The 18582-nt window shown below is 52.3% G+C and carries 21 protein-coding genes; 14 read left to right on the top strand and 7 right to left on the bottom strand.

The genetic code is table 11. From position 1 onward, the window contains the following. The first annotated feature begins 164 nt into the window (after positions 1-164). The 5 genes from M0D42_RS03320 (at position 165) to M0D42_RS03300 (ending at position 4626) form a co-directional block, all read left to right on the top strand. Complete coding sequence (locus M0D42_RS03320; protein WP_265020188.1) at positions 165-464, top strand: YciI family protein; 300 nt, start codon at positions 165-167, stop codon at positions 462-464. 83 nt (positions 465-547) lie between these two features. Further along, complete coding sequence (locus M0D42_RS03315) at positions 548-943, top strand: DUF6524 family protein (protein ID WP_265020187.1); 396 nt, start codon at positions 548-550, stop codon at positions 941-943. Positions 944-996: 53 nt separating this feature from the next. Next, positions 997-2262 carry a sulfatase-like hydrolase/transferase gene (locus M0D42_RS03310; protein ID WP_265020186.1) on the top strand — a complete coding sequence of 422 codons (1266 nt, stop codon included), beginning with the start codon at positions 997-999 and terminating at the stop codon, positions 2260-2262. A gap of 125 nt (positions 2263-2387) precedes the next feature. Then, positions 2388-2750 (top strand): preprotein translocase subunit SecG, encoded by a 363-nt coding sequence (gene secG, locus M0D42_RS03305; protein ID WP_265020185.1) that lies wholly within the window; start codon positions 2388-2390, stop codon positions 2748-2750. Between the two features lie 232 nt (positions 2751-2982). Beyond that, on the top strand, positions 2983-4626 hold the full coding sequence (locus M0D42_RS03300) for a CTP synthase (RefSeq protein WP_265020184.1): 1644 nt from the start codon (positions 2983-2985) through the stop codon (positions 4624-4626). A gap of 50 nt (positions 4627-4676) precedes the next feature. Here the strand turns inward: M0D42_RS03300 and M0D42_RS03295 are convergent, their stop codons facing one another. Then, positions 4677-5729, bottom strand: a complete 1053-nt coding sequence (locus M0D42_RS03295; RefSeq protein WP_265020183.1) for a Hint domain-containing protein — start codon at positions 5727-5729, stop codon at positions 4677-4679. A 175-nt stretch (positions 5730-5904) separates the two neighbouring features. On the opposite strand from M0D42_RS03295, the gene M0D42_RS03290 reads away from it, so the two are divergent. The 8 genes from M0D42_RS03290 (at position 5905) to M0D42_RS03255 (ending at position 12327) form a co-directional block, all read left to right on the top strand. Beyond that, the gene (locus M0D42_RS03290) at positions 5905-6327 is read left to right on the top strand and encodes a TerB family tellurite resistance protein (RefSeq protein WP_265020182.1); all 423 of its coding nucleotides are present in this window, start codon (positions 5905-5907) and stop codon (positions 6325-6327) included. A gap of 38 nt (positions 6328-6365) precedes the next feature. Beyond that, entirely contained in the window at positions 6366-6797 is a 432-nt protein-coding gene (locus tag M0D42_RS03285; RefSeq protein WP_265020181.1) for a TerB family tellurite resistance protein, read from the top strand. A 168-nt stretch (positions 6798-6965) separates the two neighbouring features. Next, entirely contained in the window at positions 6966-7742 is a 777-nt protein-coding gene (locus tag M0D42_RS03280) for an ABC transporter ATP-binding protein (protein WP_265020180.1), read from the top strand. 26 nt (positions 7743-7768) lie between these two features. Next, positions 7769-8488 (top strand): transporter substrate-binding domain-containing protein, encoded by a 720-nt coding sequence (locus M0D42_RS03275; protein ID WP_265020179.1) that lies wholly within the window; start codon positions 7769-7771, stop codon positions 8486-8488. 59 nt (positions 8489-8547) lie between these two features. Further along, complete coding sequence (locus M0D42_RS03270; protein WP_265020178.1) at positions 8548-9432, top strand: ABC transporter permease; 885 nt, start codon at positions 8548-8550, stop codon at positions 9430-9432. Then, a complete protein-coding gene (locus M0D42_RS03265; RefSeq protein WP_265020177.1) occupies positions 9429-10235 on the top strand; it encodes an ABC transporter permease in 807 nt (268 codons plus the stop codon). Before M0D42_RS03270 ends, M0D42_RS03265 begins: the two co-directional genes overlap by 4 nt. Positions 10236-10328: 93 nt before the next feature. Next, a complete protein-coding gene (locus M0D42_RS03260) occupies positions 10329-11012 on the top strand; it encodes a type 1 glutamine amidotransferase (RefSeq protein ID WP_265020176.1) in 684 nt (227 codons plus the stop codon). Between the two features lie 109 nt (positions 11013-11121). Continuing rightward, on the top strand, positions 11122-12327 hold the full coding sequence (locus M0D42_RS03255) for a DegT/DnrJ/EryC1/StrS family aminotransferase (protein ID WP_265020175.1): 1206 nt from the start codon (positions 11122-11124) through the stop codon (positions 12325-12327). Between the two features lie 36 nt (positions 12328-12363). On the opposite strand, the gene phaR is transcribed toward M0D42_RS03255, so the two are convergent. From phaR to M0D42_RS03240, 3 genes are all read right to left on the bottom strand, one after another. Continuing rightward, positions 12364-12912, bottom strand: a complete 549-nt coding sequence (phaR, locus tag M0D42_RS03250) for a polyhydroxyalkanoate synthesis repressor PhaR (protein WP_265020174.1) — start codon at positions 12910-12912, stop codon at positions 12364-12366. 121 nt (positions 12913-13033) lie between these two features. Further along, complete coding sequence (locus tag M0D42_RS03245; protein ID WP_265020173.1) at positions 13034-13474, bottom strand: phasin, PhaP; 441 nt, start codon at positions 13472-13474, stop codon at positions 13034-13036. Positions 13475-13605: 131 nt separating this feature from the next. After that, the gene (locus M0D42_RS03240) at positions 13606-15399 is read right to left on the bottom strand and encodes a PHA/PHB synthase family protein (RefSeq protein ID WP_265020172.1); all 1794 of its coding nucleotides are present in this window, start codon (positions 15397-15399) and stop codon (positions 13606-13608) included. A gap of 105 nt (positions 15400-15504) precedes the next feature. On the opposite strand from M0D42_RS03240, the gene phaZ reads away from it, so the two are divergent. Further along, positions 15505-16785 (top strand): polyhydroxyalkanoate depolymerase, encoded by a 1281-nt coding sequence (gene phaZ, locus M0D42_RS03235; protein WP_265020171.1) that lies wholly within the window; start codon positions 15505-15507, stop codon positions 16783-16785. Positions 16786-16787: 2 nt separating this feature from the next. On the opposite strand, the gene M0D42_RS03230 is transcribed toward phaZ, so the two are convergent. From M0D42_RS03230 to M0D42_RS03220, 3 genes are read right to left on the bottom strand one after another with little or no spacing between them, the layout of a single operon-like run. Beyond that, entirely contained in the window at positions 16788-17492 is a 705-nt protein-coding gene (locus M0D42_RS03230; RefSeq protein WP_265020170.1) for an alpha/beta fold hydrolase, read from the bottom strand. Beyond that, positions 17493-18248 (bottom strand): alpha/beta fold hydrolase, encoded by a 756-nt coding sequence (locus tag M0D42_RS03225; protein ID WP_265020169.1) that lies wholly within the window; start codon positions 18246-18248, stop codon positions 17493-17495. 24 nt (positions 18249-18272) lie between these two features. Continuing rightward, on the bottom strand, positions 18273-18506 hold the full coding sequence (locus M0D42_RS03220; RefSeq protein ID WP_265020168.1) for a hypothetical protein: 234 nt from the start codon (positions 18504-18506) through the stop codon (positions 18273-18275). Positions 18507-18582 lie beyond the last annotated feature (76 nt).

Below are 18582 nucleotides of genomic sequence, written 5' to 3'. Positions count from 1 at the left end.
ACCCGCGCCCTTTTAGCGACAGTGACACATATGTGAAACCATTAATCGCACCTGCGGCATTTGATACATCACATAACCTATGGCTGGGATGACAGCGTTCTGCTAACTGGCCCTATGAAGATGGGCAACCTCTCGTAATCTGGACCGATAGTAAGGAGCCTTTCATGCCGAATGCTTACTGGGTGGTGCTTTTTGAAGACGAACCTGAAATGAATGATCACCGGCGGAAACATCGGGACGCGCATATGGGATTTCTGCGTGCCAACGAGAACCGCATCAAAATCGCGGGTGGCATGCGCCCCATGCCGGGCGCTCCTTACTGTGGCGACATGTGGATTGTGCGCGGGTGTGATTTTGAGGATGTGGTCGATATCGTGCAGAAAGACCCCTACTATAACCCTCAATACAGGCGATTTCGTATATTCTCTTGGGGTAAGTCGCTCGACAAACCTGTCACGCTTTAGATCAAAATCTTACATAAAACCGTCTAACCTCTAGACATCGCCCATCATTTTAAGCACATGCTAGGAAAAAATTGGGGGACCGGATGGGCTATTTCCTGCGTTGGATATTCGCCTTTCTGCTATTGGCGCTGACATTCAATCCAACGGACTACAACTATGTTCGTTGGAGCATGATGAATTATGCCTCCGAAACGCCAATCACCGTCCTCATGGGGCTCCTGCTGGTTATCGGCTATATTATCTACCTGCGTGCTACCCTGCGCAGCATCGGTGGCTTTGGCATGTTCCTTATCCTGGCCGTCGTCGCAGCTCTTCTCTGGGTGCTTTATGACTGGGGCATTCTGACATTAGAGAATCGTGCGCTAAACACTTGGCTCGGCGTATTGGCGCTGTCACTCGTCCTAGGGATAGGCCTCAGCTGGAGCCTTGTGCGTCGCCAGCTGACAGGTCAGGCAGATATCGATGACGTCGACGAATAATTTCGACGGAAATTCCAAATAGCCGCGTATCATCCCAAACAAAAGGGAGAGCCATGCGTCGCTTACTATTATCTGTTTCAGTCCTGTCTGGCCTGCCAACCGTTGGCCTTTCTCAGCCAAATATCCTCATGATCTTGGCCGACGACATGGGTGCCGACGTCAGCCCCTGCATTCCAGAAGCAACCAAATCTGTGCGCATGCCCACATTGAAGGCCTTGTGCGCCGATGGAATGGTCTTTGACAATGCACATGCATATCCAACCTGCTCTCCTTCACGCGCTTCGATGATCACTGGGTTTTACGCCAGCCGTACAGGTGTCGGAGCGCCTGTGTCGCGTGAAAATGGCAGTTTGTCAGGCTCTTACGAGACCGTATTCGATCATCTGAGCGATGTCGGCTACGCCTCTGCAGTGATTGGCAAATGGCATCTCACCTCTGATCGACGAGATGGCGATCACCCCGGAGCACTTGGAATTCCCTATTACTATGGTCCATTCGGTGGAGGAGTACGCGACTACGAAAACTGGTCTGGATTTGAAAACGGCACACCTGTGCGCGTGACCAAATACACAACAACAGCGTTTGTCGACAAAGCAGAAAGTTGGATCAAAGATCAAACTCAACCGTGGTTTCTTTGGCTCGCACTCAATGCCCCACACGCTCCGTTCCATTCACCTCCGGATGACCTGCACAGTTTTGGCAATCTGTCCCCCTCACCGGAACGTCGATCAGACGTGCGGAATCACTATTTTGCCGCCTTGGAAGCGGTCGACACTGAAGTTGATCGCCTATTGTCATCCCTGCCTGACGAAACGCGTGAGAATACGGTCGTTGTCTTTGCAGGAGACAATGGCACACCTTCTCAGGTCTCACGCAGATTGGGGCTGACGAGGGATGCCAAAGGGTCGATCTATCAGGGTGGAACGCATGTGCCATTGGTATTTTCAGGACCGGGTGTCGCGAATGGACGAAACTCTGATCCCGTGCAGATCACCGATTTATTTGAAACATTTCTTGGACTTGCAGGATCATCCGCAACCACCACCGACAGCGATAGCCTGACGGCAGCCCTGACCGGCAGAAGCGTAAATCGACCGGCAACCTATATCGAGCATTTCTCCAAGTCCGAAGCACGCGGCAATCCTATTTATGGATGGACCATTCAGACAGACGATTACGCGCTGATTGCGCCAGAAGGCCAAGCGCCAGAGCTTTATGACGCCAAGAAAGACCGCAAACAAAGGCGCAATCTGGCGGCGCGCAATCCTGAGGTTGTCGAGCAGTTAACCGCGCTTCGGCGCGAGTTGCTTCAGCAGTAATCTGTTTGAGGTTTGAGCGGCCGGATCAAAGGGTGCAAGCTTTGCAACAAAGCGCCTTGCCCTAGCCGGTAAAACTGCATAGATAGCGCGCTGTAGTATTCGAACGCTCAAGAAGACAGGTTCTAATGGAAAACGTCGTCCTCATCATCCATCTCCTTTTGGCGCTGGCCCTGATTGGCATCGTCTTGATGCAACGCTCTGAAGGCGGCGGCCTTGGCATGGGTGGCGGTGGCGGAGGCGCGGTTTCTGGCCGCGCAGCGGCGACAGCCCTTGGCAAACTGACCTGGATCCTGGCAGCAGCGTTCATCTGTACCTCAATCACACTGACCATTATCGCCGCGAAAAACGCTGCAGGTAATTCGGTCATCGACAGCTTGGGTACAGACCTGACGGCCCCAGCATCTGCGACACCCGTTGCACCGGCGACAGACAGCCTGTTGCCGCCAGCAGAAGGTGACGACGCACCACTGGTGCCAAAAGCGAACTAAACAGCACATTTGGTGGCCGCTGGAGCAATCCAAGGGGCCAACCACCATAGCTTGAGTTTCTCGGCGAGACCGCAACAGCATCTTGCGGTCCCATTGCCAAGTTCAAGCGAATCCTTTATACGTTGAGTCCCGTGATGCTACGGCAATTTTTGTGCCGTGGGTGCTCGCATTTTTGGAATTTCACGCTGCCTCAAATACGCAGCGTGTGGCAATCACGGGGGATGCCAAACCTATGGCAAGGTTCATTTTCATTACGGGTGGTGTTGTCTCTTCGCTGGGCAAAGGCCTTGCGTCAGCGGCATTGGGCTCACTGCTGCAAGCACGCGGATATACGGTTCGCCTGCGGAAACTGGACCCATATCTGAACGTCGATCCGGGCACGATGAGCCCGTTTGAACACGGCGAAGTCTTTGTGACTGACGATGGTGCCGAAACCGATCTCGATCTTGGCCATTACGAACGGTTCACCGGCGTCCCTGCCCGCATGACCGACTCTGTGTCCTCTGGCCGGATCTATTCCAATGTGTTGGAAAAAGAGCGTCGGGGCGACTATCTGGGCAAAACCATTCAGGTTGTCCCGCATGTGACCAATGAGATCAAAGACTTCATTTCAATTGGTGAAGACGAAGTGGATTTCATGCTTTGCGAAATCGGCGGTACTGTTGGTGACATCGAAGGCCTGCCATTCTTCGAAGCCATCCGCCAGTTCACCCACGACAAGCCTCGCGGCCAGTGTATCTTCATGCACCTGACGCTGCTGCCGTATCTGGCGGCTTCTGGCGAACTGAAAACAAAACCGACGCAGCACTCTGTTAAAGAGCTGCAATCTATCGGAATTGCGCCCGATATTCTGGTCTGCCGCTCTGAGCAGCCGATTCCCGAGAAGGAGCGTGAGAAGATTGCTCTCTTCTGTAATGTACGCAAAGAGGCCGTTGTGGCGGCCTATGATCTGAAATCGATCTATGAAGCACCTCTGGCCTATCACCACGAAGGTTTGGACCAAGCAGTTCTTGATGCCTTTGACATTGCCCCTGCCCCAAAACCAAATCTAGAACGTTGGCACGATGTTCAGGACCGTATTCACAACACCGACGGTGAAGTCTCTGTCGCGATTGTTGGCAAATATACGCAGCTTGAAGACGCCTATAAGTCCATCAAAGAAGCACTGGTGCATGGCGGCATGCACAACCGGGTGAAGGTTAACGTGAACTGGGTGGATGCCGAGGTCTTTGACAAAGGCGACGCGGCACCTCATCTGGAAGGGTATGACGCGATCCTAGTGCCAGGTGGCTTTGGCGAGCGTGGTACCGAAGGCAAAATCAAAGCCGCGCAATTTGCGCGCGAACACAAAGTCCCATACCTCGGCATCTGTCTCGGCATGCAGATGGCCGTGATTGAAGCGGCACGTAACGTGGCTGGCGTTTCAGATGCGGGATCCGAAGAGTTTGACCACGAAGCCGGTAAAAAGCGCTTCGAGCCAGTGGTCTATCACCTGAAGGAATGGGTTCAGGGCAACGCGAAAGTCAAACGCAAAGCGGACGACGACAAAGGCGGCACCATGCGTCTGGGCGCCTACAACGCCACTCTGACCGAGGGTTCAAACGTCGCAAATGTCTACGGGACCACCGCGATCGATGAGCGTCACCGCCACCGCTATGAGGTGGATATCAAATACCGTGAACAGCTTGAAAAAGCGGGGCTTCAGTTCACCGGGATGAGCCCAGATGGCCGTCTGCCTGAAATCGTGGAATGGAAAGACCACCCTTGGTTCATCGGCGTTCAGTTCCACCCAGAACTGAAATCCAAACCCTTTGATCCACATCCACTGTTCAAAGATTTTGTCAGGGCTGCGAAAGAGAACTCTCGCCTGGTTTGATCTTAACCACAGTAAAAAGAAGAAACGCCGCAAATCGCGGCGTTTTTTTGTTAACTCTCAGCTATCGGGCTTAAGGGCGTTTGCGCGTTCTTGAGAAGCCGTTTCACGAAATTGGTCTGCGCCTTGCCCTTCGGAATGGCCCGCGCGGTTTCAATGTCATGGTCGGACACCGCGAAATCAGGAAACAACTGCATTAGTTCCTCGCGGGCATCCTCTGAAAGGCTGTCGATGGCCTGTGCGCCTAAGAAAAAACTCTCGCTCGGCGCACCTTCGGCGTAGATGATCTCGTGCTGATCAAAGACGAGATGCACATAGGTGACGTGCTCTACGTCCATATCGACATAGACACCGGGCAGCTCCGTCAGTTTTCGGGCAGACACAAGAGCTTCGTCTTCGCCGAACACGCGCAAACAAGTTGGGCCGCTGACCAGCATTCGGTGCTGCGGCGATACCAAAAGATCGCGATGCGGTAACCCCTGCCCCATGGCCCCCGCCGTAATTCGAACGGGGCGCAAGTTTGTATTTTCCAGATCAGCGGCAGAAAGTTCTCGCTTCAAAACCAAACGTACAGTCTGGTTAGCACCATCAATTGTCTCAACCAGCTGGCCGGGCCGCAGATTTTCTATATTCACATCCCCAGCCTGAGTGCGCACTTGGTTGCCTGCCACAAAGCAAGCGACAAAGTTATCATAGTTGTTCGCCTTTTGGTGTGACGTGCGTTCGTAGTTAAACGTGTAAGACTTTCCAGCCTCTAGAGGTTCGTTTGAAATTAGGCCATGTACGGCACCTTGTTCATATCCCGTGCCTCCGAAATGGATACTGGTGACCTGATGCCCTGTTGAGGTGTTGATCAGGTCATAGGCGGAATGAATGGTGGTACCAGCTTCGTATTTCGTGCCATCGAGGTTCACACCATCAGCAATTGTCTGGCCGTAGTCGACCTCATCAAAGACTGAATCGTCATCGTCGATTTCAATCAAGGTCGGAGAGGCATCCGGAGAAAGTGTCAGTTCAAACTTTCCTGACCCAGCGGCGGCGGCGCCCTGTTCATCAGGAAGCCCCCCAATGAAATCACTTGGGCTATACACATAAACGAATGGCACTTAAAAACCTCTTTTTTACCATTCTTAAACATCCTTGGTTAAAGCAGCGCAAAACCTAAGTTGTTATTTCCATTTTTAAGTCCCTCTTAGGAAATTTCCCCCTAGCCCGGTTCTTAGTTTTGATTGCCAAAATCGAACGACTTAAGCAGAGTGAAGAAAAAACAGGGAACAGATTATGTGGGATGGACTGCTTGCGCGCCTGACGGGAAAAACATCGGAGCCAAAGCCACTACCGGAACCAGATGAGCAGCTGGCACTTGGAGCACTTTTGGTGCGCGTTGCGAAGTCAGATCGTGAATATCACGTCGCGGAAATTGCTGAAATCGACAGCATTCTATCAAAATCGTTCGATATCAATGCCGTAGAAGCCGCAAAAATGCGTGCGACATGCGAAAAACTAGAAGCGCAGGCCCCTGGCACACCGGATTTTGCCCTGATCATTCGCGAACATGTGGACTATGCGCATCGACTAGAAGTCGTGAACGCACTTTGGGACGTCATTTTGGCGGATGGCCGTGACACACCAGAAGAGGATGCTGCTCTGCATGAGATTGAAGACCATTTGGGTATCGACCCAAAGGATAGCCCAGCTCCCTGAAGGTTGACGTCCTTAGAAAGAACACCGATCTAACAGATATGTTTGCCGATTTGCTAAAGCGCCTCACTGCGCCTGAACCCGCCCCGCTTCAAGACACCGATGCGCGTCTTGCACTCACTGCACTTCTGGTGCGCATTGCGCGCGCCGACGGCGATTATGCGGCCGAAGAAGTCGAGAGGATCGACCGGATTACAGCCGCGCGCTACGCGCTTTCCCCGTTTGAGGCCTCTGCCCTACGCAAGGAAGCTGAAACCTTAGAAACAGAAGCCCCTGATACAGTGCGCTTTACGCGCGCCATCAAAGACGCGGTGTCACATGAAGATCGGATCGGTGTGATCGAAGCGCTCTGGCAAGTTGTGCTGGCCGATGGCGCCCGTGATGCAGAAGAAGATGCTTTGGTGCGATTAGCCGCAAACTTACTTGGCGTAAATGACCGCGACAGCGCGTTGGCACGTCAACGCGTGAGCTGACATCAGGCACCCCAAAGAATTCCCATAGTGCGTGATTTGACGACAAGACGACGCCTAAGACCGTCATTTTGTTATCATTTGGTCAGATTTCGTCGATTTGCGAGTTGCAATTGCCATTTTTTTCGTTGCAATTGAGTGCACAAAAAAAGTTAACGGGGATTATCTGACTTGTCTGACACTGCGCCAGTGATCGAAATCCGTGGCCTGCACAAGGCTTACGGCAGCCTAGAAGTTATAAAAGGCGTCGACATTTCGGCACATAAAGGCGACGTCGTCAGTCTGATTGGCAGTTCTGGATCCGGTAAATCCACCATTCTTCGATGCGCGAACTTGCTGGAAGACAGTCAGCGAGGCGATATCCTGTTCAACGGCGAGGCCGTGAAATGGAAGGGCTCAGGCGCTGGTCGCGTACCTGCCGACGCCAAACAGGTGCTTCGCATCCGCACTAATCTGTCCATGGTATTCCAACAGTTCAACTTGTGGTCCCACATGACCATCTTGCAGAACGTTATGGAAGCGCCTGTGACGGTTCTGGGACGCGATCGCAATGAGGTGGAAGAGAAAGCCCGCGGGTACCTGACCCGCGTCGGCATCGGCGACAAATGTGATGTCTACCCTGCTCAGCTGTCAGGTGGTCAGCAACAGCGTGCAGCAATTGCACGTGGGCTTTGCATGGAGCCACAGGCACTGTTGTTTGATGAACCGACCTCAGCTTTGGACCCTGAGCTTGAGCAAGAGGTGATCAAGGTTATCAAATCGCTCGCCGATGAAGGACGCACAATGCTGATCGTGACACACGACATGAAAATGGCCGCTGATATCAGCAGCCACGTTGTGTTCCTACATCAGGGTCTGATTGAAGAACAGGGCGCGCCAGAGCAACTCTTTGGCGCTCCAAAATCCGAGCGGTTGAAACAGTTCCTGTCTTCAACCGCTTATGCATAAAAACAAACTATAACAGGAGTGACACTATGAAAAAACTGATCCTAGGCACCGCCGCTCTGGCCCTTACTGCGGGCATGGCGTTCGCGGGCAGCCACTCAGTCGTGCGTCTCGGCACCGAAGGTGCCTATGAACCTTGGAATTTTGTGAACGATGCCGGCGAAATCGACGGCTTTGAGCGCGATCTTGGCGATGAGTTGTGTAAACGCGCAGAACTTAACTGCGAATGGGTTAAGAACGATTGGGATTCAATCATCCCTAACCTCGTCTCTGGTAACTACGACGCGATCATCGCGGGCATGTCCATTACCGATGAGCGCGAAGAAGTCATCGACTTCACTCAGGGATACACCCCGCCAGACCCATCTGCCTACGTTGCTCTAAGTGCTGACGTTGATCTGGCAGGCGGCATCATCGCAGCGCAGGCGTCTACACTTCAAGCAGCATTCATCGCTGAACAGGGCTGGACCCTGATCGAATTCGCGACGCCAGAAGAAACAGTAGCAGCGGTTCGCAACGGCGAAGCGGATGCGGTTCTGGCCGACCAATCCTTCCTCGACACAGTTGCCGGTTCTGACGGTCTGGTAATGCTGGAGCGCAAAGAAGCAATCGGTGGCGGCGTAGGCATGGGCTTCCGTGAATCTGACGCTGAACTGCGCGGCAAATTCGATGCTGCGATCACTTCGATGAAAGAAGATGGTTCTTTGAACGTTCTGATCGAAAAGTGGCAGGTTTCCTCTACTTGGTAACCTAATCCCAAATCTTGGCCCGCAATCTAGGTTGCGGGCCAAATGAATTTAAGGCCGCGATGTTTTCCTACTGCACCGATCCCTCCACTCTTGAAGGTCTAAGCTGGCTCAGCTGCTACTTAACCACCGGCAAACACATGAGCCTTTATGTGTCCGTCTTCGTGGTTCTGGTGCTGTTGGCAATCACCGCCCCCACTGCCCTACTTTTTGGCTTTGGCGCCGCTACAGCCACACGTTCACGCATTCCACCTTTGCGGTGGTTTGGCTGGGGCTACACAAACATTGTGCGCGGTGTCCCTGACATCGCATTCTTCCTCTTTTTCGTTATTGCGTTGGACCAGGCCTTTGAATGGCTAAGGCATAAGGTCAAATGCCCGGAATGGGATGAACCAGTGCGACAGGGCGTGGACTTTGTAGTCTGTGAAGCCGCAAAGCTGCCCTTGGGAAGCGCACCTCAATGGGTTCATGAAACCTATGGGTTTTTCTTAGCGGTTCTGACCTTCGCCATTGTTTTTGGTGCCTTTGCCGCGAACGTGCTCTTTGGCGCGATGCGCGCGGTGCCCCACGCCCAGATGGAAACCGCAGAAGCCTACGGTATGTCACGCCGCCAGGCCTTCTGGCGGGTTTTGGTGCCACAAATGTGGGTCTACGCACTACCGGGCCTGTCCAACCTTTGGATGGTCTTGATCAAAGCAACACCGCTCCTGTTCTTGCTGGGCGTAGAGGACATCGTGTACTGGGCGCGTGAGTTGGGCGGCACCAAGTCACCTCGTTTCACCGACTACCCGCACGGTGATTGGCGGATGTGGTATTTCCTTGCATTACTTGTGTTCTATCTCGGTTTCACTCGGGTTTCAGAGATTGTGCTTGATAAACTGATGAAACGGCTCACCAAAGGTCAGGCGACAGCCGCTGGTGAAGCACAAAGAAAGGCCGCAGCATGAGTTGTTGGGACACCATCCAGGCCTATGCATTCCGGTCTTTGGGCTATGGCGAGCGTCTTTTACCGCGCGGCGAATACAGCCTATGTGAGCACTTCACGCTCATTGGCTCTGGGATGATGTGGAATATCTATTTTGGCATCTTGGCGTTGATCAGTGGCTTTGTCCTTGCCGTGGCCCTTGCGGTCGCCAAATCAAGCCCAAATGCCAGACTACGTAAGCCTGCCGAATGGTTCATTTTTATCTTCCGAGGCAGCCCACTCTTTATTCAGTTCTTCTTTGGATACTTCCTGTTCCTGAGCCTGAAAGGCGTATCAAGTTTCTTTGATCCCTTCACCTCAGCCTGGCTGGGGGCACTGGTTGTGCTGTTCTGCAATACCGCGGCCTACTCAGGAGAAATCTTCTACGGCGCCCTTATGTCCATACCTAAGGGCGACATTGAAGCTGCGGATGCCTATGGCATGACGGGCTGGATGCGCTTCAAACGTATCACCTTTCCAACCATGCTGAGACTGGCTTGGCCTGCCTATACCAACGAAGCGATCTTCCTGTTTCACGCCACGACGCTGGTCTTCTTCTCCGGCTTCCCGGCTCTTCGCCAACAGGGGGATGCGCTCTACTACGCAAACTACTTTGCGGATAAGACCTTCAATCCGTTCATCCCCTACCCAATCTTGGCAGGCTATTTCATATTGCTGACCTTGGTGGTGATCGGCTGTTTTGGTTTGATGAACAAACGCTTGAACCGGCACGTTCCGCGCGCGGCGCGCAGCAAGTTGAAACTGCGGCTCAACCTAATCCGCTAACACACAGGCGATTGTGAACCGCGGCTCTGGCATGACGTCTCGTGTCGTGGCAAGACCTTGCTTTGACCTTCACGGATTCGGATGAGATCAGCGATGAAAATCGGAATTTTGATGTGCGGTGCTTTCCCGCAAAACCTGCAAGAACTGACCGGCGACTACGATGCGATGTTTATGACGTTGCTTGGCGGGCAAGAGTTCACGTTCGAAGCCGATAGTGTCTTTGAAAACGAGTTCCCAAAGTCCGTCAAAGAGGCGGATGGCTGGCTGATCAGTGGTTCTAAACATGGCGTCTATGAAGATCACGACTGGATCGCGCCTTTAGAGGATTTTGTCCGCGAAGCAGTGACTGTGGCGCGCCCTGTCGTGGGCATCTGCTTTGGGCATCAATTGATCGCGCAGGCCTTGGGGGGCAAGGTCGAAAAATTCGACAAAGGCTGGGCCGTTGGCCGTAAGCTTTATGACTTTGGCGGTGTTGAACTGCCCTTGAATGCCTGGCATCAAGACCAAGTGATCGAAGCCCCAGAAGGTGCTATCACTTTGGCTTCTAATGATTTCTGCGCCCATGCTGCCCTACTTTATGGCAATCGTGCTTTGACATTTCAGGCCCATCCAGAGTTCGGCTCCGAAATGATCGAAGGCCTCGCCCTGACACGTGGCGATACTGTGGAAGACCCACAGCAGGTCTCAGAAGCACTACTCGCACTAGATGAACCGCTGGCGAATGAGGTGATCGGAGATCAAATCGCCGACTTTTTCCGCCAGGGCCACAACGCGTGACATCCCTGCAATAAGTTATCTTTTCCCTCCTAAACGTGAGGTTAGGACTAGTCTTTGCCTGTGCTCAGATTTAGAATTCTGGAAGAGAGTGTTAAGAAAAGCCAAATCTATGTCCCTACCAGACGTTTATTCCGCCGAACCGATCCCAGCCTCTGCCCGCGAAGAAGTGGAGCGTCTGCTGCAGACGGGTGATCTTTTCCGCTACACGGCACCAGAAGATGCCCCTGTCGCGCTTTTGGAGGCAGAATTTGCGGAGCTTCTGGGCAGTAAATACGCCTTGGCGGTCAGCTCCTGTTCCGCGGCGCTGTTCCTGTCGTTGAAATCCCTGGACCTGCCGCGCGATTCCAAAGTCCTGATCCCAGGCTTCACTTTCGCTGCGGTGCCATCATCGATCGCCCATGCGGACCTGAGTCCCGTGCTCTGTGAGGTCGGTGAAAACTACCGCATCGACATGAATGATTTCGCCAAGAAGATCGATGACGTTCAGGCCGTGATCATCAGCCACATGCGAGGCCATACCTCAGATATGGATGCGATCATGGCGATCTGTGATGAGAAAGGCATTCCCGTTATCGAAGACGCAGCGCACAGCCTTGGCACCACCTGGCATGGGCGCAACATCGGCACCATCGGCAAGATCGGCTGTTTCTCGTTTCAATCTTACAAACTGATCAACGCAGGCGAAGGCGGCATTCTGGTCAGTGATGATGCGGACCTCGTGGCGCGCATGGTGATCATGTCCGGTGCTTATGAGCACAATTGGCAGAAACACAAATCTCGCGCGGGTGATAACACTGAAGACCTGCAAAACGCTTTTGCCAAATGGCAAAACCAGCTGCCGCTGTACAATCTGCGTCTCTCCAATCTTTCCGCTGCCATCATTCGTCCACAGCTTCCTGAGCTGGCGCGCCGCGTCCGTGATGGCCGTGCTAACCACGACTATGTGGCGGATCAATTGAATACCAGTGCTTGGATGTCTGTGCCACCAAAGCTCGATCCAGAAGAACGCGCGCCGGATAGCATCCAGTTTAATCTGGTGGATATGGACGATGCTCAGGTCGCAGCCTTCCAATCTGCTGCGCAATCGCGCGGCTTGAAAGTTCAGGTCTTTGGGGTGTCACAAGATAACGCTCGTGCTTTCTGGAACTGGCAATTTATCAAAGACTTACCAGAACTTCCTCAGACGCGTGCCATGTTGATGAAGGCCTGTGACGTGCGCTTGCCTGCGCGCTTGAAAAAGCCTGAACTTGATGCCGTTGCAGGTACTCTCTTGGCAGCTATTCAAGACGTGATGTCTCCTGCTCCAGCGGAATAAGCAGAAACAAAAAAGGCCCCTGCGGGGGCCCTTTTCTTAGGAAAGCTTGGAGAGTTTATCCTGAAGATCTGCAAGCTGCTTCTTTATATCATCCAGCGCCTCTTCTTCGCCTTCAGGTTCAGCAGCGGCTTTATCCGAATTCGGCTCAGGGGAACTCGGCCAGTTGGCCATACCACCGGTCATGGCTTTCATGAAAGCTTCTTGTTGAGCTTGCATCGCTGCCATTGGATTCATGGTCGACATGTTCTCAACCATCTTCTCTTGACCCTCACGAAACATCTCAAAGCTTTGCGCCAGGAACTGCGGAACGACGCTTTGCGCCTGTGTTGTGTATGAGCGCACCAGGTCGGTCAGAACGTTAATCGGCAGCATATTCTCACCGCGGCTTTCATGCTCTGCAATGATCTGAAGCAGATACTGGCGGGTCAGATCGTCGCCAGTTTTCAGATCAACAATCTGAACCTCTCGCCCATCTCGAATGAATGCTGCAATGTCGTCTAGAGTGACATAGTCGCTGGTTTCAGTGTTATACAGTCGACGGCTCGCGTAGCGCTTAATCAACAGCGGCGAATTGGTCTCAGCCACAGGCAGCCTCCCTTTTATGCAGCGTTGCAGAAAACCTTATGCGAGTGCAGAACAAAAAGAAAGGGCGTGCAGAAAGCACGCCCTTCTCAATTTGGGTATTCACCCGAAAATCACATCGAAATTACTTCGCTGCTTTTTTCGCTGCCGCTGTCGCGTCTGCAGTTGCTTTTTTAACAGCTGCGGTTGCTTCTTCGGTTGCTTCTTTGGAAGCAGTAACCATCAGCTCAACAGTTTCGGATTGAACTTTTTTCGCAACTTCTGCGAATGCCGCCATGTTTTCTGCAGCAACTTCAGCCTGTGCAGAAGCGAAGTCTGTCAGCGCTTTTGCGTAGTCAGCTGGCTCTGCTTTTGCTTTGGACATATCTGCCAGTTTCGCCAGAGTGTCTTTTGTCCACTTGGAAGAGATCTCGGAAGATTTCTCTGCCGCGTCCAGAGCGACACCTGCCAGTTTTTCGTTCAGTGCTGCGCCGTTTTTGAACGCGTCGTCCAGAGCGGAAGTGTCTACTGGAAATGCGCCCATCATGTCTTTCAGAACGGCGGTCATGTCTTGTGTTTTAGCCATAGTCTTGGTCCTAAATAAATGTGCGGGCCGATCCCGCGGTTTCTTAGTCTGAAGACAATATGCTTTCTGCAACGCAGCATTTCAAGATATTTTTTGCTGCATCGCAGAATAATTTAACTAATCAAATGAAATCAACGCGTTGCAAGGACTTTCACGTAGCTTCCCGGCGCGTCTTCAAGCGGAGGATGCTCCGAATCCCCTGGTTCGCGTGCAGGAACCATCTTTCCAGAACTAGATGACAACCATGTGTCCCAGCGCGGCCACCATGTTCCCTCGGTGAATTCCGCCTTCTCAAGCCACTCTTCTGAATCCAATTTCAGATCCTTGTTTGTGTAATGGCCATACTTCTTTTTGCTGGGCGGGTTTACAATGCCTGCGATGTGACCGGACTGCGAGACAATGAACGTCCGATTGCGGCTTTTGGTTTGCTGGAAGCCGCGGTAGCAGTCCTTCCAACGCGCGATATGGTCGGTTTCACAGGTCACGGCGCAGATCGGCACGGTGACATCGCTGATATGAAGTGTCTCGCCACAAAGCTCGATACCATCATTCACAAATTGATTGTCCTGACAGAGGCGGCGCAGATAGTCGACGACCATCTTACCCGGCAGCCCGGAACCATCGCCGTTCCAATAGAGCAGATCAAAGGCCGGTGGGGTTTCGCCCAACATATAGCTGCGAATGGCCGGGCCATAGATAAGGTCATTGGACCGAAGGAAGCTCATGGTGCGCTGCATAATAAACGACCGCAGAAGACCGTGTTCTGCAGCCTCGGCTTCGATGCCATCAACGAAATCATTTTGCAGGAAGGGTGTGAACTCACCCTGATCGGAGAAATCTGTCAGCGTAGTAAAGAATGTCGCGGATTTCACCGACTTATCACCGCGCTTTTTCATCAATGCCAAAGTTAAATTCAGCGTTGTGCCGGCAATGCAATAGCCTACGGCATTCACTTGCTTTTGCTTTGTGAGCTTTTTGACCTCGGAAATCGCCGTCAAATAGCCGTCTTCGATGTAGTCCTCGATGCCAACATCGGCAAAGGAGCGATCTGGGTTCACCCAACTGACGACAAAAACAGTGTAACCCTGATCAACCAGCCATTTAATCAGACTGTTCTTTTCTTTTAAGTCCAGAATGTAAAACTTATTAATCCAAGGCGGGAAGATCACCAGAGGGATCTCATGAACTTCTTCTGTGGACGGAGAATACTGGAGTAGTTCCATCATTCGGTTACGGAAAACCACTTTACCTGGTGTCGTTGCAACGTTTTTGCCAAGCTCAAACGCGCTTTCGTCAGCAAGCTTCACAATCAATTCGCCATTGTTGGCTTCAAGGTCGCGGATCAGGTTCTCGAGCCCTGCAATCAGAGATCGCCCTTCGGTCTCCATGGCCTTTTCCAGGGCGTCTGGATTGGTACCCAGGAAATTGGTCGGCGCCATCATATCAACGATCTGATTGGAAAAATACTTAAGCCGAGCCCGTTCTTTCTGTGGTAAATCTTCTATAGTTTCCACAGACTTACGGATTGCTTCAGCGTTCATCATGTATTGTTGTTTGATGAAATTGAAGTATGGGTTGGTCTGCCAAAGTGGATTGGAAAAGCGACGGTCTGTTGGTGTGTTGTCTTCTGGTGCTTCCAGTTTGCCTTGCGCAAGCATCTGCTGCGCATCGACGAAATGCTTAACGGACTTTCCCCAAAATTCCATTTGTTGCTCAAAAACCTTGGTCGGGTTTTCAATCATTTCTGACCAATAGGCTGTGGCGGCATTTGTGAAAACATCATGATTCGGTGCCGTAAGCTCGCGCCTGACGGGATTATGATTGCTCATAACCTCAACCAGACGTTGTGAAAGCTCTTCTACTTTCTCCAAATTCTTGTTGAGTTCGTCGTATTTCGCAACTGCGGCATTGTCTTCAGTTGTCATATGTATCACCAGACCTTATCGTCGCTGCTACGCAGCAATTGTGTAGGGCCGAGGGGAGTCGGCCATAATACCTCGTAGAATAGCGGGGAAAATGAGGAGACGCCAATGCGTTACATGGCCACGTACGATATGATGGAATCCTTTCGGAACACTAATCAATGGCTTGGCGCGTCTGCACAAGCCATGGCGGCCTACCCCCTATTTTCCTTGGTTCCCAACCCTGCCCTTCAATGGTTCGGTGCTTGGGGAGAGGTAACCGAACGCACCTTTGCCCGCATGGTGACTAAACCAGACTGGGGAATTCATTCCTTCACCTGCGAAGATGGCAAAGATCATGTTGTTCAAGTCAAAACTGTCATTGAACGCGACTTTGGTGATCTGATTCATTTTTCCGTTCTGGGCCGTGAACGTCGCCGCAAACAGGTTCTGCTGGTTGCACCGATGTCTGGTCACTATGCAACGCTTCTGCGTTCTACGGTGATCTCACTACTGCCTGATTGTGAAGTCTTTGTTACAGATTGGCACAACGCGCGCGATATTCCAGTTTCAGCTGGTAAATTTGATGTAGAAGATTACACACTTTACCTGGTGGATTTCATGCGAGAGCTGGGCGCAGATACTCATGTGATTGCTGTTTGTCAGCCTGCCCCACTGACCTTAGCGGCAACGGCTTATCTGGCAGAGCAAGATCCGAAAGCGCAGCCACAAACGCTGACCCTAATTGGCGGTCCAATTGATCCAAACGCAACCCCTACCGATGTGACCGATTTTGGTGATCGGGTTTCCATGGATCAATTAAAAGAAACAATGATCCAGCGGGTCGGCTTTAAATATGCTGGCGTTGGCCGCAAGGTCTATCCAGGCCTGTTGCAGCTGGCATCATTCATGTCGATGAATGCAGAGCGTCACTCTCAGGCTTTCACCAATCAGATCACCCGCGTGATGAAAGGTGAAGCCTCCGATCACGACGCGCACAACCGTTTCTATGATGAATATCTGGCTGTCATGGATATGCCTGCGGAATTCTATCTGTCCACCGTCGAACGTATCTTTAAAAACGGCGAGATTGCTAAAAACGAATTCACCGTAAACGGCCACAAAGTCGACATCGGTAAGATCACGACCGTTGCGGTGAAAACCGTTGAGGGCGCGAAAGACGATATTTCGGCACCTGGCCAATGTGTGGCGGCGCTTGATCTACTGACAGGTTTGCCTGACGACAAAAAGGCAAGCCACCTAGAACCTGAAGCGGGCCACTACGGTATTTTCGCTGGCAAGAGCTGGCGTAACAATATCCGCCCATTGGTTCTGGACTTCATCAACGCCAATCGCCCGGCGTCCGTGAAGAATGCAAAGAAAGCGGCAAATAAGAACGCTGCTGCTTAAGGTTAATGCCTGAGCTGTAATGGCCGAGATACCCAGTGACGCAGAACCTGCGTTACGGCTTCTGGGTTTTGCAGCGTTGGCACATGACCGGCTTGGGGAATGATGGAGAGTTCTCCATCAGTGAGAAAATCCGTCATCACTTGATGGCGTTTCACCGGAATCAATGCGTCGTCTTCTCCACAAATCACCTGAACCGGGCATGTGGCCTTACGCAGAACCGATTGCATATCTCGGTGCCGTTGCAACGCGCGCACTTGATTGACGAAAGCACTCAATCCAACGTTTGTTGCCATATCCTGCAGAAGTGGGAGAAGCTGTCCCTCTGCTTCCTCTTCAGAAACACCGAAAAGCTCTGACACGACTTCGGCCAACCGACCTGAGCGCGCGGTAACGAGCATTGGTTCATAAGCCATTGCTCCAAAAGGGCTTTCTTGCAGCGGTGAGGCGGATATCAAAGCGAGCCGAGATAGACGATCTGGCGCACGGGCCAGAATTTCCATTGCGACCACACCACCAAGCCCTGCACCAATCAAACCAAACTGGCCTGGGGCTCGCGCAAGAACCATGTCGGCTAAATCCGACATTCTACCAGACGTCCCCAGCGGAACAGTCATAAGAGTGTAATCAGCGGAAAGCTCTGCAAGTTGAGGTCCGAAGTAACGAGCATCACACAGAAGATCCGGCAGAAGAACCAAGGGCTCGGTCATCTAGCGCACCTCGTCTGGTGTTACATCTTGCACCGCCGTCTCAATAAGCGCCAAGCAAGCTTCATCAGAGAACCGGTGATCTGCATCTTTCACAAGCGTCAGACGTATATCCTCCCCCTCCGCATGTTCAAGCAGTCGCAACGCGGTTTCGGTTGAAACAGCTGTATCCGCAGTGCCCTGTAGGAACCGCACCGGGCAACCGAGTTTAAGTGGCGACCGCAGAACCAGCTGCTTGCGACCATCTTCGATCATGCGTTTGGTGATGATATATGGCTCCATATAGTAACTTGGCAGCTCGACACGCCCCACGCTTTCCAGAGCAGCCTTTTGAGCATCATCAAAACCCGCCCAATAGCTATCTTCTGTAAAATCAGGCGCTGCTGCGATTGTGACCAACCCAGCCAAACGCTCAGGTTGCGCGCGAGCCAGCAAAAGTGACTGCCAGCCGCCCATCGAAGACCCAACCAAAATATATGGCCCATCCACAAGCGCGTTCACGGCCTCTAGAGAGTCCTCATGCCAATCCCCGATGCAGCCTTCTTCAAAGGTGCCAGAGCTTTCCCCGTGGCCAGAATAGTCAAACCGCAGAAAGGCACGACCTTGGCTCTGACACCAGGCTTCCAGATGGATCGCCTTGGTTCCTTCCATGTCGGACTTCAGTCCGCCCATAAACACGACGCACGGCCCACGGCCTTCGGTCTTGTGATAGGCCAGCGTCCGGCCCTGTTTGGTTTCAAGGAATTTTGCCTGCGTCATTTTTGTGCCCCTCTGTCCTCGGTCTTACCCGCCGATATAGACTTCATTCTTAGGCCGATAAAAGACCTTCTGATTATGCATTCGCCCCAGAAGGTCTTGAATTTGGTGCAAAGTCTGATCGCGGTCCTGAATGGCGTCTTCACCGAGGGTCTCATCCAGATCCGGTCGCGCCATCAGCGCTTTGGTCTTGCGCAATGCCATTTCGATCAACTCCACATCTTCGACGTTTAATTCAAAGCTAGTGTTAAAATCAGCCATTTTTTGCGCCTCCAATTTGGGATGTTCCCCTTTATGTTAGGCGCAATCGAAGCGCAGAAAAAACGATTTCTAACAT

It is taken from the genome of Cognatishimia activa (assembly GCF_026016445.1).
Taxonomy (GTDB): Bacteria; Pseudomonadota; Alphaproteobacteria; order Rhodobacterales; family Rhodobacteraceae; genus Cognatishimia; species Cognatishimia activa_B.
This window is presented reverse-complemented; position numbering and strand designations above follow the sequence as displayed.

Coding starts and splice junctions, on each gene's coding strand:
- M0D42_RS03315 (WP_265020187.1), top strand. CDS start 548: ATGGGCTATTTCCTGCGTTGGATATTCGCCTTTCTGCTATTGGCGCTG.
- M0D42_RS03230 (WP_265020170.1), bottom strand. CDS start 17,492: ATGACCGAGCCCTTGGTTCTTCTGCCGGATCTTCTGTGTGATGCTCGT.
- secG (WP_265020185.1), top strand. CDS start 2,388: ATGGAAAACGTCGTCCTCATCATCCATCTCCTTTTGGCGCTGGCCCTG.
- M0D42_RS03245 (WP_265020173.1), bottom strand. CDS start 13,474: ATGGCTAAAACACAAGACATGACCGCCGTTCTGAAAGACATGATGGGC.
- M0D42_RS03300 (WP_265020184.1), top strand. CDS start 2,983: ATGGCAAGGTTCATTTTCATTACGGGTGGTGTTGTCTCTTCGCTGGGC.
- M0D42_RS03240 (WP_265020172.1), bottom strand. CDS start 15,399: ATGACAACTGAAGACAATGCCGCAGTTGCGAAATACGACGAACTCAAC.
- M0D42_RS03285 (WP_265020181.1), top strand. CDS start 6,366: ATGTTTGCCGATTTGCTAAAGCGCCTCACTGCGCCTGAACCCGCCCCG.
- M0D42_RS03310 (WP_265020186.1), top strand. CDS start 997: ATGCGTCGCTTACTATTATCTGTTTCAGTCCTGTCTGGCCTGCCAACC.
- M0D42_RS03320 (WP_265020188.1), top strand. CDS start 165: ATGCCGAATGCTTACTGGGTGGTGCTTTTTGAAGACGAACCTGAAATG.
- M0D42_RS03255 (WP_265020175.1), top strand. CDS start 11,122: ATGTCCCTACCAGACGTTTATTCCGCCGAACCGATCCCAGCCTCTGCC.
- phaZ (WP_265020171.1), top strand. CDS start 15,505: ATGCGTTACATGGCCACGTACGATATGATGGAATCCTTTCGGAACACT.
- M0D42_RS03290 (WP_265020182.1), top strand. CDS start 5,905: ATGTGGGATGGACTGCTTGCGCGCCTGACGGGAAAAACATCGGAGCCA.
- M0D42_RS03265 (WP_265020177.1), top strand. CDS start 9,429: ATGAGTTGTTGGGACACCATCCAGGCCTATGCATTCCGGTCTTTGGGC.
- M0D42_RS03225 (WP_265020169.1), bottom strand. CDS start 18,248: ATGACGCAGGCAAAATTCCTTGAAACCAAACAGGGCCGGACGCTGGCC.
- M0D42_RS03220 (WP_265020168.1), bottom strand. CDS start 18,506: ATGGCTGATTTTAACACTAGCTTTGAATTAAACGTCGAAGATGTGGAG.
- M0D42_RS03260 (WP_265020176.1), top strand. CDS start 10,329: ATGAAAATCGGAATTTTGATGTGCGGTGCTTTCCCGCAAAACCTGCAA.
- M0D42_RS03275 (WP_265020179.1), top strand. CDS start 7,769: ATGAAAAAACTGATCCTAGGCACCGCCGCTCTGGCCCTTACTGCGGGC.
- M0D42_RS03270 (WP_265020178.1), top strand. CDS start 8,548: ATGTTTTCCTACTGCACCGATCCCTCCACTCTTGAAGGTCTAAGCTGG.